Genomic DNA, 14,467 nt, shown 5'->3' with positions numbered 1-14,467 from the left:
GTTGAAAAGACGATGATTGCATGTCACCGCAAAGTGTTGGGGTTGCCTCGACAGCCGCCACCAAGGGTTGCGGTCGCACAAAAGTGACAGCAAATTAATGCGACATCCGGCCGAAGGCGTGATAACCGCCCTTTCGTATCGCTTGCCCCCGGGCGACGCACGATTTTTGACCAGTTCGGACGCGTTCGTTGAACCGCATCATTCCGCTCATCCTGGCGGTCGCTTTGTTCATGGAAAACATGGATTCGACCGTCATTGCGACATCGCTGCCGGCGATCGCCGTCGACATCCACACCAGCCCGATCGCGCTCAAGCTGGCGCTGACCGCCTATCTGGTGTCGCTGGCGATCTTCATCCCGATCAGCGGCTGGATGGCCGACCGGTTCGGCGCCAAGAACGTGTTTCGCGCCGCGATCGGCGTGTTCATCCTGGGCTCGGTCGCCTGTGCCATCTCCAATTCGCTGCCGGCCTTTGTCGTCTCGCGCTTCCTGCAAGGCATAGGCGGCGCCATGATGACGCCGGTCGGCCGGCTGGTGCTGGTGCGCGCGACGCCGAAGAGCGAGCTCGTCGCCGCCATGTCCTGGCTGACGGTGCCGGCGCTGGTCGGGCCGCTTGTGGGGCCACCGATCGGCGGTTTCATCACCACCTATTTCACCTGGCACTGGATTTTCCTGATCAACGTGCCAATCGGCCTGATCGGGATCTGGCTGGCGACGCGCTTCCTGCCGCAGACGGACTCGATGGAAACACCGCCACTCGATTTCGTCGGCTTCGTGCTAAGCGGGCTGGCGGCCTCCGGCGTCGTCTTCGGCCTGTCGGTGGTCAGCCTGCCCTACCTGCCGCCGGCGATCGGCTTCATCACCGTGGCGGTCGGCCTGCTCTCAAGCGTGCTCTATCTCCTGCATGCGCGGCGCGCCAAAAACCCGTTGCTGGCGCTGGAACTGTTCCGCAACCAGGTGTTCCGCTCTTCCGTGCTCGGCGGCTCACTGTTTCGCATCGGCATCGGCGCGGTGCCGTTCCTGTTGCCGCTGATGTTCCAGATCGGCTTCGGGCTGACGCCGTTCCAGTCGGGCATGATCACCTTCGTCTCGGCCATCGGCGCCATCGGCATGAAGTTCGTGACCGCGCTGATCTTCCGGCTCGCCGGCTTCCGCCGGGTGCTGATCTGGGGCTCGCTGATCGCCGCCGCATCGATCGCCATCTACGGCCTGTTCACGCCGGAGACGCCGTATGCGCTGATGTTGGCCATATTGCTGGTCGGCGGCTTCATCCGCTCAATGTTCTTCACCGGCGTCAACGCGCTGTCCTATGCCGAGGTGTCGGCCGAGGACACCAGCAAGGCAACGCCGATCACGGCGGTGTTCCAGCAGCTGTCGATCGCGCTCGGCGTGGCGCTGGCCGGCGGCATCCTGGAGGTCTCGACCTCGATCCATGGCGGCCCGCTGGTGCTCGGCGATTTCCACATCGCGTTTTTCATCGTCGCGGCGGTCTCCGCAGCGGCGTCAATATCATTCATGCGGCTGGCGCCGGATGCCGGCAACGCGGTGTCGGGGCATGGCCGGCTGACGACGCCGAAGACGCTGGAGCCGGTGAGTACAGCTGGGAAGTAGGGGCGGCCTTCCCTTCTCCCCTTGTGGGAGAAGGTGGATCGGCGCGCAGCGCCGAGACGGATGAGGGGTGCTGGAAGAAATGAGGCGGTGGCGATTTCAAACGTATCGCCAAGCTGGAACACCCCTCATCCGACCTCGCTTCGCGAGGCCACCTTCTCCCACAAGGGGAGAAGGAAAGGCGCTACTCGCCGCCCGTCTCTCTGCCTTTAAAATCCTTCGCCAGCAAATACAGCTCCACCGACTCGTCCCGCGAGGCCGGCGGCTTGACGTGATGCACGGAGCGGAAATTCTTCTTCAGCATCGACAGCAGCTCGTTCTCAGCGCCGCCCTGGAAGGTTTTGGCCAAAAAGTGTCCGCCCGGCTTCAGCACCGATAGCGCAAAATCGGCGGCGACTTCGCACAGATGCATGGTGCGGATGTGGTCGGTTCGCTTGTGGCCGGTGGTGGGTGCTGCCATGTCCGACAGTACGACATCGGGGTCGCCGCCGAGCGCCTCGGCGAGCTTTTGCGGCGCATCAAGGTCGAGGAAATCCATCAGCAGCACCGGCGCGCCGGGCACCGCATCCATTTCGAGATAGTCGATGCCGACGACATGCGGGTTTTCGGCCGTCGACTTCGTCCTCGCTGCTGCCACCTGGCACCAGCCGCCGGGGGCAGCGCCGAGGTCGATGACCTTCATGCCGGGCTTCAAAAGATGATGCTTGTCGTCGATCTCGATCAGCTTGTAGGCAGCGCGCGAGCGGTAGCCGTCGGCCCTGGAGCGCTGGACATACGGGTCGTTGATGTGGCGCTGCAGCCAGCGGCGCGACGATTCCTTCAGGCCGCTCTTTTTCTTGATCCGCGTTTTGAGGACACGAATGCTAGCGGAGCCCGGCTTTTCTGGCTTCTTGGTCATGGCCTGATTTCTTGCCCGAGAATGGTCTTTTGCGGATACTGATAGCCGCTATTCGCTGTGGCTGGTCTTCGGCGACTGCGGATCTCACAAGCGCCGCCCCCCACTCCGTCGCCGCTTCGCGGCGCCACCTCTCCCCCCTCCGGAGGGAGAGGAAAGGAGCCAGTCCGCATATGCTCGCGCCCTTCCTCTCCCCCGTCGATCGGGGGAGAGGTGTCGAGCGAAGCTCGACGGAGCGGGGGTCGACTGTTCACCAACATGGCGGAGCTAGCTTTCATGCCCGGCCTCGCCCGCTGTTGCGCCAGACGCCGTCATCGGCCATCAGCTCGCTCAAAATACCTTCGCGCAGGCCGCGGTCGGCGACGCGCAGCCGCTCTGACGGCCATACCGCGCGGATGGCTTCGAGGATAGCACAGCCGGCCAGCACCAGGTCGGCGCGGTCCGCACCGATGCACGGGTTGGCGCAGCGCTGCTGGAAATCCCAGCCGACCAGCCTTTCGACCATGCGGTCGACGCTGTCGCGGTCCATCCACAAACCGTCGACACGGCGGCGGTCGTAGCGCTCGAGGTCGAGATGGACGCCGGCCAGCGTCGTCACCGTTCCAGAGGTTCCGAGCAGATGGAATTTCGGGCTGGCGAGCACATGGCTCAGCCGGTCGCGGCCGTCGAAGGCCCTCAGCCGCACCGCGACGTCCTCGACCATGGCGGCAAAGATTTCGCGCGTCACCGTGCGGCCGCCAAAACGCTCGGCGAGCGAGACGACGCCAACCGGCAGCGAGGTCCACGACACGATGTGGTTGGCCAGCCGCGGCGAGCGCTGGCCGGTGAGGTCGATCAGCGCGATTTCGGACGAGCCGCCGCCAATGTCGAACAGCACCACGCCTTGGGTGTCGCGCTCGACCAGCGAGCCGCAGCCCGACACCGCAAGGCGGGCCTCGGTCTGGCGGTCGATGATCTCGAGTTTCAGTCCCGCCTCGCGCTCGACACGCTCAAGGAATTCGACGCCATTGTCGGCGGTGCGGCAGGCCTCTGTGGCGATCAGTCGGGCCTTCCTGATCTTGCGGTTGCGCAATTTGTCGCCACAGATTTTCAGCGCCTCGACGGCGCGGTCCATCGCCGCCTGGCTCAGGCGGCCATTGGCGGTCAGCCCCTCGCCCAGCCTGACGATGCGCGAGAAGGCGTCGATGACGCGGAACTGGCCATGGCGCTGCGGCACCGCGACCAGGAGACGGCAGTTGTTGGTGCCGAGATCGAGCGCGGCAAACACCGGCAGTTCCTGCATCGGCGGCGGCCGATGCATTGGCTGTTCCAGCCTTGGCTGCGGAACCGGAGGGGCGACTACGGGGCTCGGGGCAGCGGTGTTGATGGGCGGCGGGCCGGCTGCAACGAGATGGGCTGATACCGCCAGCTCATCGCGTGCAAAAACCTTGCGTCCGCGTCGGCGCTTGCGCCGCTTTCTCGCTTTGCCGCGCTGATGCTGGGCGTCGCCGGCCTGTCCGTCACCGGACTGAGGCCCCGCCTGGCGGGGCCGCCCGGCGGATGGGCTTGGCCCGCCTGATGGCGGCGAAGCCCTGGACACGCCCACTTCCGGCGCGCCTGCGCCGGTGTCGTGGTCTTCCACTTCGGGTCCTTCCGGCGCCGCGCGAACCGGAAACCGGACGCAGCAGGCACCTAAATGTTTTAAGTTGCCACCAGAGTAGCAGTGCGGGACCGGATCACCAAGAGCAGAGCGGCAAATTTTGCCGCCATCATGCAGCGGCAATGCTTGTCGGTTGGAATAGCGGGGTATGTCCGGTTGAATAGCCGGCTTCAATGAGGCATTCCTGAAATAATGTTGGTGAATCGCGGATTTTTTCGCGCCGGCCTGGGCGATGGGCAGCAACGCATGACGAGAACTCCATGAACTGGAGGCGCTATCTGTGGCCGGTCATCGGCATTGCGGCGGTCATCGTTTCGCTGCTGCTGCTGTGGCATGAGCTGCGCGGCATCTCGCTCGACGATGTCTGGGACGGCATCGTCGCCATCCCGACGCGCGGCTGGGTGCTGGCGGCGCTGAGTTCGGTCGTCGCCTACGCCTCGCTCGCCGGCTACGACCACATTGCGCTGCTGCATATCGGCAAAAAAGTGTCGTGGCTGTTCGTCACCTTCTGCTCCTTCACCACCTATGCGCTGTCGCACAACATCGGCGGCTCGGTGTTTTCGGGCGCCGTCATCCGCTACCGCGCCTACGGCACCAGGGGGCTCACCGGACAGGATGTCGGCATCCTGGTGGCGATCTGCTGGATCACCTTCGTGCTCTCCAGCATTCTGGTCGGCGGCCTGGTGCTGGTGTTCGAACCAGAAATCATCGACCGCTTCTCCGGCGCACCCCACCACGGTCTGGCGATCGCCGCCGGCCTCGCTTTGCTCATTCTGGTCGGCGCCTACATCTTCGGCAGCTGGCTGCATCTGAAACCGCTGAAAATCGCCGGCTTTCAGCTGCACTATCCGGCGCTGCCGATCGTGGCGCGGCAATTGCTGATCGGCCCGATCGAACTTCTGGCGGCGGCGGCGATCATCTTCTTTGCCCTGCCCGTGGCCGGCAATCCCGGCTATTTCGTCATCCTGGGCGTGTTCCTGGTGTCGTTCTCGGTGGCGCAGATTTCGCATGCGCCGGGCGGGCTCGGCGTGTTCGAGGTGGTGTTCCTCGCCGGCCTGTCGCAGATGGACCCGGTCGGCGTGCTGGCGGCACTTCTGGTGTTTCGCCTGTTCTACCTGATCATCCCGCTGCTGATCGCGCTGGGCGTGGTGCTGTTTTTCGAGCATTCGCAATACAGCCGCGGCGAGACATAGCGCCCTGCCCGTGCGCATCGACGCAACAAAACAAAGGCCACGATTGAAACGCAACGCAGGCTTGACTATTTTCCGGCGGCGGCTACAAGGCACGCGCGGCTGCTTCGGCGGCCCACCAGCGCGACAGCGCCTGCTGGGGAATAGGTTAACGGTAGACCCACGGACTCTGACTCCGTTAGTCCTGGTTCGAATCCAGGTTCCCCAGCCAACATTTTCTAAAGTAAAAACAGTCGGTTAGCCATAGATTGGGCAGCCTATGCGTGTTGCAGCCGTTTTTCCGGCCCTGTGGCACGCAAACCCTTGCAATCCGGGCACGTCCCGCCGCATCCCCTTGCTATCATCGCAACATGACTGCAACACTAGAAAGGGCGGTTTGTTCTCTCGATGTCCGACCGTCGACCGCAACGGAAGCCGCCCTTCACGGCCGCCAATTGCGGCGCCAATCCTTTCCTGCGATTGTCGGCGCTCCGAGCGACAACGGTGGGGCGATGGCGTGGCGGGCTAGTCCATACGGCTTAATTGCGCGATTGCTAATATACTCATAGGGTAATCCGCGCGGGGACCAAACTCACCCGCAGTGGCCGGCATGACATCAGCCCCACAAGGCAACCCAACCCTGCCGGCCACTCATCTGTGGCAGGGCGCTATGGCTTGCACCTTTGTGCCCACCGACCTTTGGCACTCAGTCGCCCTTGCGAGATTGCTAATATTCAATAGGATGCGTTCAGAGCCGGGTTTTCTTGGCTCGCTTGGCCGGTGCAGTGGGGTTGGGTTGAACGCCTGCACCGGTCACGACTTGTTCTGGCCTTACAGCCATCCGCAATCGGGCGGTCGTGGCCCCGCCAAATCCTTGGCTTTGTCAGCGATAGAATTGTGACGGTCGACGCCGAGCATGTCCGCCTGGTGGAGAGCTACGTGCTACCGACGCGGAAAACGCCGCTGGTCGGCGACCCATCCCGAAAATGACCAAGCTCTCTGACCTCGGCCCGCCCGTCTCCGGCGCCGAGCCTGCCGATCCGCGGGGGACGATATTGTCACGAAGGAGGAGCGGTGTAGGGCACAATCGCTCTCTCGCTACAGGAAGGTTCTACTCAGCCCAATCGCTTCCGCGACGCTGCATCATATCGAGAATGACTTCGAATACGCTGCCAACTTCCTCGCTGATCTCGTCGGCGCTTATACCCTGCTCTTTCGCCGCTTCAATAACCTGATCAGCCAGGTCGACGGCCGTGGCTGGATCATCGTTGGTGGCGTGCAGAAGGTGTTCTGCCATCCATTCGTCCAGGAAGAGAATGCCGCGATCGCTCATGAACGAATAGTGCTTAACGCACGTATCAGATGGAATGCGCGAAACCTGCGGTTGCGTTTCCAAGTTTGGATACACAAGCACGCGCTGCGGCTTGGCCCGACGTCTCGCGGTCTGTCCTGACCGCAGCAGGCCCGCCGGTGCGTGTTTCGGTCAGCGTGTCTTTCGGTCAGGTAACGGATACATCCGAAGCTCGTAGATATCGACGGACAGCGTTGTAATCCCTCTAACATCTTGACCTTCAAATGCATGAACCTCTCGCCTTAAATGTGGCTTAAAGTGGCATCGGAAAAGGTTACGTGCGTAGGGAGTGCTTGATATGAATTTCCCGAACTTTATCAAACGTTATGACAAAGTGGAAAAGGCTGCCGAGGAACTCCAGACAGAGCTAGCCGAGGCTTTGAACAACTCCCTGAGCCTCGACGATATGGCCTCGTCGCAGGACGATAGTGTCCCGAAAGACGACCTCGCGATGGAGGCCGACGCTCCACTTGAGGGCGTTTCCATTGAAGGTCCGCGACAGCTGACTTCGCATACGCAGAGCCGGCTCGATGCTTTGGGCTCTTTTGAGAGGCTGTTCCACGATGCGGAAGAGCATTTGGAGGAAGTCAAAGCGAAGCTTCTGGAGGTTGCAACCTCACACCACTACACACGCGAATTCTTCCACATCCTTCAAGCAGACTTCTTTCGCGCCAACGAACTGGAAATGGCAAATGCCAACCTGACGACGGAACTGAAGGTCCTGTCTGAACAACTGCACGATGCGATGAGGAAGCAGCGCGAGCACGACAGCGCGTTCGGTGCCATGCAGCAGCACGAGGCAGGGCTGATTCAGGATAGGGACGCTCTTCGCAGTGCGCTGGCTGCGGTAAGGCTGGAACTGGTAGAGGCAGCCAATGCCAGCGCCAAGCGAGAAGCGGAGTTCAGTGAGGTTGCCGAAGCTCTTTCGGCCAGAACGGCCGAGGCCGACAGGCGCTCGCGAGAAAATGACGCCTTGCGAGAAAAGCATGTCAGGCTTTCGATCGACCTAGACAAGGCACAAAAGCGTGAAGCTGAGACCCGGCGCAGGCTCGATGAGCTATCGACCATCCATGCCAACGATGCGGCACGGCATTCGGAACTGCTGGCAGCGCTTGGCAAGAGCGAGAAAGAGGAAACGCGGCTGCAGAAGTCTCTTGAGATCGCGCAGGCGAAACTGTCGGAAATGACGGAAGCCACACGCATCGCGGACGATGACAGGGAGGCCGAACTTGCGCGCAGCCTTGCGGAGACGCGCGGCTTGCGTTCTGAAATTCAAAGCCTTCAATCGCGACTGGATGTGGCGCTGAGCAAGGCAAGCGAAGCATCCGGTGAGATCGCCAGGCTGACGGCTCAATGGAGCGATACCATGGCCGAAAAGCAGGTTGCAGATGAAAGGTATTCTGATCTCATGAAAGAGAGCGAAGCTGATAAGATGAGCCTTTCGAGGTTGACTGCGGACCTCTCGCAGCTCTCTGTTCAATACGCCTCCGAACAGATGCAGTCCGATGTCCAGAGGCAGGAATGCGAGGACATGCGAGGAGAAATCGCTGCGCTCAGTGCACGCGTCAAAGGGTTGTTGCCATATGAGCGCTTGCACAAAGTAGCGAGTGCAAGGGAACGTGAGGGCGCCATTAGTGTCGGCAGCGTGACAGCGGAACCGGCCCGACCCAGGACCAGGCGACGTTCGCGCACCAGCCTGCGTGCAGTGTCATAGACGTGGCGACGGCGTTACTGATGTTGGCGGGCATAAGCGATCAGTGGTAACGCGATCGGAGCACTCTACCACGAATCGGTATAGGTTCCTCACAAGAAAAAGCCCGCCAGGGGGCCAGCGGGCGCCAGAGATTGACGAGGGTAAGGGTTTGAATCCTCTCGTCGCAAGATAATTTAGCCGAAGCTTACATTTGGGACAACTAGTCCTTACGGCTTATCGGCGTCCGTGACAGAAACTGACGTCTCCGCCAGGGCCGCCACCAGCGCTCAGCACCGTGTGCGTCTCCTAGTGCATCGCTGTGGCCTGCAGGCAGCGTTTTCTGCACCCTCTCCCCAAACAGGTCGAACTCGCGCTGTTTCTCTGCTCCACAGGCCAGCCTGCACACGTCCGGCAACGGCTGCAAGTCGGCCGGCTTGAGCTCATGCACCATTTTCTCGTGGCCATATCCCCCAATGAGAGATGCCGACGATCTCGCTGCCGTCGAACCAGGTCGAGCACGCGCGCCGGCCATCACACCCTTTCGATGTCGTGATCGCCTGGACCCTTCGCCCAAGGTGTCCAGCCTTCGCCCAAGGTGTCCAGCCTTTGCCTGGGCGTTCAGTCATTTCGCTGTCGAACATTGCCGTGCCTGACCGCTACAGCAGCGACCTGCATGCCCTGTTGTCGTTGGATTCCGACCTAACGGGACCGCGATACCGCCGAGGTGGCGCAGCGCCTAAGAGGTCGCGAGTGTGCGGCGGCTGCTCAACTGGGCGCTCTTCCACCTCGACCGACTTTCTCACGAGCCAAGCGGGCAGAAGCTTCCTGAGTACCGATTTGAGGTAATCGACCATCGAAGGACAACGCATCTTGCACTCGGTGGTTCCGCCCGCTGCGCCGCTTCGCGGTTAATGTCGCGCTGTCGAAGCGGCATTGGCTTCAGCCAGCTTCGCCAGATCTTTCTCGACCTGCTGGGCCGCCGCATCGGTGTCGTCAAAGCTCCACGAGTTCATGCTGGAGCAATGCGAGTCGAGCTTGGCGATATATTGGCCCACCACTGGCGATTTCAGGGTGAGCGGAAAAGTCGTGTCATGTACTAGACTCCTATGCCCAGCCGACGCGGCTCGTTCTCGGAGCTGGGCCTGCAGTGGACGGAAATCAGTTCTGGACGATGACGTGACGATGGCGATGCAGCAATTCGTTGGGGCGGTCGAGAGAACGTTCGGCACGCTTCACGCGCAGCCGGGCCTTCGCCATAGATTTCGACCATCTTCCCGTTACCTCCCGAGGTGAGGTCCCTTCAGAAGATGAACCCCCATCGGTGGCGATGGTTCCGTGGTTGCGGCATCCTGGCAAGCGGGTGCCACATGATTGGCAATGCCACCGGGCATCGAGATAGCGAGTGGATAGAGGAAGGCGACGACGAGCGGGAGCAGCGTTTGGTCGTCAGGATCGTGCGCCAACGCGGATTGTCGAAGACGCTGACCATGTAGGTGGTTCGCGCCGGCTCAGGCTCGGCTGGCATATTTCACCTTGCCCCACTGACTGCATTGAGGACACAAAGGATGGAGATAGGCCAACTTGTCGCCCGGAATATTTCCCGAACTGGTGATCGTCAGGCTGACGCCCTCGAAACCCTCCAAGCTGTAGGATTCCCAGGTGCCGCTGAGGGGCTGATTGTCTTCTCGTAGTTTCAGATATCCGGTGCGACCGCATTCGCAAACCAGCTTTTCCCGCAATACAGCTGAGAGCACTTAGGACAGCCTTCCAACAATGCGGCGAACAGCCCCGATGCTACCGTGGACATTTGGTATTCGGGTTTCCCGCAACGCCCAAGCTACAGGCGCATTAGCGATAGCTCAACTAAGACTGAAGTCCCCTAAACCCTCTCTCGAAGGTCGGCTTCCACTCGCGATTGCTCTTGGCCTCGATGCCCGTAATCAGGAACCACCGTGAAAAACACCGCCGGCGATCCCTGCCCTTAGTCTTGCAATCCGAGCAGCCGAACAGCCCGACCCGATCCTGATGCATCGAACCGTGGTTAAGCCCGAGCCGGTCGATCAGCGCGTGAGTATCGAGCTTTGTCGACTTGCAGCACATCGGATGCCCGCAGCGTTTGTTGCTTTCCGGTATCCGGCATGGGCGGACCAAAGTCCGGCTTGTGACTGGGCTCAAGCAAGCGCAACATTGGCAACATTGCTGGAAATCCGATGGTTGAGGGCCTGGATCGCAACAGATAAGGGCGGCCCAGGCTCTTGGTTTTTCGGGGGCGATGTTTGAGGGAGCAGCGCATTGTTCGTCGATTACTACGAACTCTTGGAGATCAGCCCAAACGCCAACTCGGAGACGCTGGAGCGAATATTTCGCTATTTTGCGATGCGCTATCATCCCGACAATCAGCAAACCGGAAATGAAGCCCGCTTCAGTGAAGTCGTCGAAGCACACAACGTCCTGAAAGATCCGGTCAAGCGCGCCCAATACGACATCTCCTATCGAGAGCATGCCGGTCTGCGCCTTCAATTGGTCGAGGAAGCAAGCGACGCCAAAGGCGTTCAGAAGGACGCTGTGGTCCAGGCCAAACTGCTCGCTCTGCTCTATGTGAAGCGACGCCAGGATGTCAGCAACCCCGGCATTGGCGACGTCGAAATCGAACGCTTGTTAGGCTGTCCGCGAGAGCATCTCGAATTCCATCTCTGGTACATGAAGGCGAAGGGTTGGATCGCAAGAATTGAGAACGGAACAATCGCGATCACGGTTGAAGGCGTCGACCGCGCCGATTCCGAACTGCGTCGCGATACCAGCATTCGGCTCCTGGAACACTGAGCCCCTGGGCTATTTGCAGCTCCGACGCTCAAAACCCTGACGCCAGCGCGTTTTGCGGCGCTCAAGCGTCTGCGCAGGCGCCGAGTTCGCAAAGCCTGGCGTCGGCCTCCTCGACGCTCATTTCCACCGGCCAGATCGCCCTGTATTCGACCGGCTTGTCCTGCCAGTCCTTCGACGTGAACGTCCGGCCGGCGAGCTTGAAGATGGCTCGAACCGCTATGCCCGACACGTGCGGCATGTCCGCAGAGCAGATGGCGAACGCGGTGTAGGCCGGCGTCAACCCGCTGCGGGCCGCATCGCGCTCGACATCGCTGCGGCAGCGCGTCACGCCGATCCCGGCAAAATCGCTGCGGCGCAGGATAACCACGCCCTTGCCGGGGAGGCGTGCATAAACGCCTGTCTGGTCGAATGCCTGGCCCAGATAATAAGAGCCGCTATCGCCTTTGAAATCGGGAAAGGTGATCCAGGCGTGCAGATATTGCCAGAAATAGACCATGGTCACGGCTGCGATCGTCAGCGCGGCGGCACCGGCGCGCTGCTGCGACCGTGTCGGCTTCCAGCCGAAAATCCAGCCGCGCTCCCTGATCACACGCGGCGTCGCCAGCAGTGACGCGGACGGGTTGTGGCTGAATACGCGCCAGCGCGTCTCTATTTCCCGCCACAACTCGTCGGCGGTTACGGTCAGCAGGTCGTGGTGGAAGGCGACTTGCACCATCTCGCCCCTGGGAACGAAATGGACGTCCCATCCGGGACCCCGCCCCCACCACGATTTGACTGGATTGCTGGCGTCGAAAAATTCCCGCGACACAAGCGCGGCCGTCACGTCACGGAAGACATGACCCTTCGCCCCCCTGATGTCGATCAGCTCCAGACCATGGATTTCGCTCCAGGGGATGCGGAGTTCCTTGTTCTTCGCGATACGCAAGAGGATACCGGCGGGAGACAGCTCGAGCATAGGCTTTCGCGGGCTGTTGCGACGATGAAAGGCAAAACCGATGTAGACGAGGCTGGCAAACATCACGAACAAGGCGATCACCCTCGCCTGGTTGTCGTCGCTGCTGTCGCCGCCGCGCGCAAGAAACAGGACCAGGATGGCAAGAGCCATGAACCCCAGCGCCCAGGGGATCTTCTTGAACAGATATTTTTCGATGCCGAAGACCCGCGTTGCGGTGGCGTCGACCTCTTTGCTGTTCGCGCTGGCGTCGTTCATGGGTCGCCATCAAGGCTGTTCCTGCCCGATACTACAGCACCGGGCGAAATGCTGCGTCAATGAGGTGTGTCACAGAACGAGCAGCCGCAAACCGGCCGCTCGGGGCGAGATTCCCGGAGCGAAAAAGATTGATGACGGCTGGTTTGTGCTACTGGCTAAGCTTCGTCAAAGGTTCCTGAACAAGGCCGCGTCATGCCTACCGATAGCCAGTTCATTCTCGAACGCATCCGCCAAGGCTGCGTGGCGCTTTCCGAGGACGAGTTCGTTATCGACCGGCTGGTGAAGTATGTCGGCAATGGCAGGATACGGTGGCATGTCGAATTGCGTGGACATCGCATCGAGCTGACGACCGGCCAGATCAAGAAGCAGCCGACCTTCCGCAGCAAAATTCTCGAACAGGCCGGTGTGCTGCCGCCGCAGCGTGCCGGGGCGGACTACAGGCGATGGGCGCTTGATCTCCGGAGGAACGCAATCGAGCTTCCCTGGCGCGACAGGCCGGTCGATGCCGGTTTTTCCATCGACAGGCTCACCAGCCACGGCGATGGGCGCTGGACGGTTGAATACCAGGGCAAGGCCATCAAGTTCACAACGACCAAACTGCGCCGGCAGCTCAGTTTCCGCAAACGCATGCTGGCCAAGGCCAAGGTGCTGCCGCCCAAGTTGGCCCCGGCTGCCTACCGCAAGTGGATGGACTGGCTCATTCAAAACGCCACCGAGGCAGCTCCTGTGGCCGGCGAAGCCACGTTGACAGAGAAGAGCTGGCTTGACGACCTGCCGGAGCTGGCCGGGTGGCAAGATGAAGCGCCCTCCCGACGGACAGACCAAAGCGATGACAGTCAATAAAGATTTATCCGCATTTTAACTAATGTAGGCGATGCTCACAGGCGGTGTTCTCCCGACTGATGGGCAGAGTGGAATGACTGACGTTGTGGATGAGGATGAGCTTCCGGCACCCAGCCGATCAGGCCGCTGGCGCGCAATAGCTATGACGACACTGCATATCGTCCCGCCGGTCATTTCGGTGGGATGCGCCATCGTGGCCGGCTATTTCGCCTTTGCGACCGCCAGCAAAAAACCGCCCGCGGACATGGCCGCTTTGGCTGTGTCGATCATGAAATCGGGCGATGCTTCACCGGAACTGCGTGATTGGGCAGCGGATGTTCTGGGGATACAGACCGACATCGGCATGCCTGTCAAAACCGCCCAGCAATAACCGCCTAGCCTGATTTCCCTGCCGCAGGAATTTGGTCACCGGCCCAACTCGGGCGGCCGGCGCCGCTCATCAAGAGATTGCCCGAGTAGGCGCCGGCCAGGCGGGCATTGGGGTACCCGCCGTCGCTACATTAGCACTGGCGCATGGATCTGAAATGGCGCGAACGCGGAAGGCTGGCGGCCGCGGCATTACAGCAATTTTTCCCAAGACCAGGGATCCGCAACGCTGCGATGGTTGTGGGCCAATGTTCGAGCGTTTGGCGCGGCTTGCCCTGGAGACCATGATGACGACTTTTCTCACCGCTCTCGCATCTGAAGGTCCCCCGGCCGACCGGGCGAAAGACGTGGACCTCTATAGATGGTTGATTGGCAGTTGGGACATGGAGACGGTCCACCACCGCGACGGCGGCACAATTCAGAAATGGGATGGCGAATGCCATTTCGGCTGGGTGCTCGAAGGCCGCGCCATTCAGGACATCTGGATCAGGCCCAGGCGCCCTGCCCCGTCCACCATGTATGGCACGACCTTGCGCGTCTTCGATCCCGGGATCGGTGGCTGGCACATCATCTGGAGCGATCCGCTCAACCAGGACTATTCGCGCCAGATCGGGCGGGCCGAGGGCCAGGACATTGTCCAGATCGGCGCCGACTCGCGCGGCCTGCAGGCCCGGTGGCGGTTCACCGAGATCACCGCCGACAGCTTTCACTGGATCGGCGAGGAGAGAGCGGCCGCAAGCGGCCCCTGGCGGGTGACCTATGAACATTTCGCGCGCCGGACGAGTTCCTGAAGCACGCCTGCGCATTTGATTCCAGCCTCCGGTATCAGCCGGGCATCTAGTGTCCCAGCACCTTGGCCTTGCAAGCCGGC

General features: G+C 61.3%; 12 protein-coding genes and 1 tRNA gene. 8 read left to right on the top strand and 5 right to left on the bottom strand.

All coding sequences use genetic code 11. The features are described from left to right. Positions 1–188 precede the first annotated feature (188 nt). The gene (locus AC1DZ8_RS15470; protein WP_477307597.1) at positions 189–1,610 is read left to right on the top strand and encodes an MFS transporter; all 1,422 of its coding nucleotides are present in this window, start codon (positions 189–191) and stop codon (positions 1,608–1,610) included. 181 nt (positions 1,611–1,791) lie between these two features. On the opposite strand, the gene AC1DZ8_RS15465 is transcribed toward AC1DZ8_RS15470, so the two are convergent. Together AC1DZ8_RS15465 and AC1DZ8_RS15460 are read right to left on the bottom strand one after the other, a co-directional pair. Further along, complete coding sequence (locus AC1DZ8_RS15465) at positions 1,792–2,505, bottom strand: RlmE family RNA methyltransferase (RefSeq protein WP_477307599.1); 714 nt, start codon at positions 2,503–2,505, stop codon at positions 1,792–1,794. Between the two features lie 271 nt (positions 2,506–2,776). After that, positions 2,777–4,123 carry a Ppx/GppA phosphatase family protein gene (locus AC1DZ8_RS15460; RefSeq protein WP_477304363.1) on the bottom strand — a complete coding sequence of 449 codons (1,347 nt, stop codon included), beginning with the start codon at positions 4,121–4,123 and terminating at the stop codon, positions 2,777–2,779. Positions 4,124–4,401: 278 nt separating this feature from the next. Between AC1DZ8_RS15460 and AC1DZ8_RS15455 the strand changes: the two genes are divergently transcribed. After that, a complete protein-coding gene (locus AC1DZ8_RS15455; RefSeq protein WP_477304364.1) occupies positions 4,402–5,334 on the top strand; it encodes a lysylphosphatidylglycerol synthase domain-containing protein in 933 nt (310 codons plus the stop codon). Between the two features lie 134 nt (positions 5,335–5,468). After that, positions 5,469–5,542 (top strand) — tRNA-Gln (locus AC1DZ8_RS15450). Positions 5,543–6,421: 879 nt separating this feature from the next. Here AC1DZ8_RS15450 and AC1DZ8_RS15445 read toward each other — a convergent pair. Further along, entirely contained in the window at positions 6,422–6,643 is a 222-nt protein-coding gene (locus AC1DZ8_RS15445) for a hypothetical protein (protein WP_477304366.1), read from the bottom strand. A 316-nt stretch (positions 6,644–6,959) separates the two neighbouring features. Between AC1DZ8_RS15445 and AC1DZ8_RS15440 the strand changes: the two genes are divergently transcribed. After that, a complete protein-coding gene (locus AC1DZ8_RS15440; protein ID WP_477304368.1) occupies positions 6,960–8,375 on the top strand; it encodes a coiled-coil domain-containing protein in 1,416 nt (471 codons plus the stop codon). An 887-nt stretch (positions 8,376–9,262) separates the two neighbouring features. Here AC1DZ8_RS15440 and AC1DZ8_RS15435 read toward each other — a convergent pair. Then, the gene (locus tag AC1DZ8_RS15435; protein ID WP_477304370.1) at positions 9,263–9,412 is read right to left on the bottom strand and encodes a hypothetical protein; all 150 of its coding nucleotides are present in this window, start codon (positions 9,410–9,412) and stop codon (positions 9,263–9,265) included. A 1,234-nt stretch (positions 9,413–10,646) separates the two neighbouring features. Between AC1DZ8_RS15435 and AC1DZ8_RS15430 the strand changes: the two genes are divergently transcribed. Further along, positions 10,647–11,177: a J domain-containing protein gene (locus AC1DZ8_RS15430; RefSeq protein ID WP_477304372.1), complete on the top strand. Its 531-nt coding sequence runs from the start codon at positions 10,647–10,649 to the stop codon at positions 11,175–11,177. A gap of 61 nt (positions 11,178–11,238) precedes the next feature. Here AC1DZ8_RS15430 and AC1DZ8_RS15425 read toward each other — a convergent pair whose 3' ends face one another. Beyond that, a complete protein-coding gene (locus AC1DZ8_RS15425) occupies positions 11,239–12,387 on the bottom strand; it encodes a hypothetical protein (RefSeq protein WP_477304374.1) in 1,149 nt (382 codons plus the stop codon). A gap of 192 nt (positions 12,388–12,579) precedes the next feature. Here AC1DZ8_RS15425 and AC1DZ8_RS15420 point away from each other — a divergent pair, with 192 nt between their 5' ends. The 3 genes from AC1DZ8_RS15420 to AC1DZ8_RS15410 all read left to right on the top strand — a co-directional run bounded on the left by AC1DZ8_RS15420 (position 12,580) and on the right by AC1DZ8_RS15410 (position 14,387). After that, complete coding sequence (locus AC1DZ8_RS15420) at positions 12,580–13,230, top strand: hypothetical protein (RefSeq protein WP_477304376.1); 651 nt, start codon at positions 12,580–12,582, stop codon at positions 13,228–13,230. A 73-nt stretch (positions 13,231–13,303) separates the two neighbouring features. After that, entirely contained in the window at positions 13,304–13,600 is a 297-nt protein-coding gene (locus tag AC1DZ8_RS15415; protein WP_477304378.1) for a hypothetical protein, read from the top strand. 283 nt (positions 13,601–13,883) lie between these two features. Continuing rightward, positions 13,884–14,387, top strand: a complete 504-nt coding sequence (locus AC1DZ8_RS15410) for a hypothetical protein (RefSeq protein WP_477304380.1) — start codon at positions 13,884–13,886, stop codon at positions 14,385–14,387. The last annotated feature ends 80 nt before the right edge of the window (positions 14,388–14,467 follow it).

This window comes from Mesorhizobium sp. P2_F7 (assembly GCF_056403695.1).
This window is presented reverse-complemented; position numbering and strand designations above follow the sequence as displayed.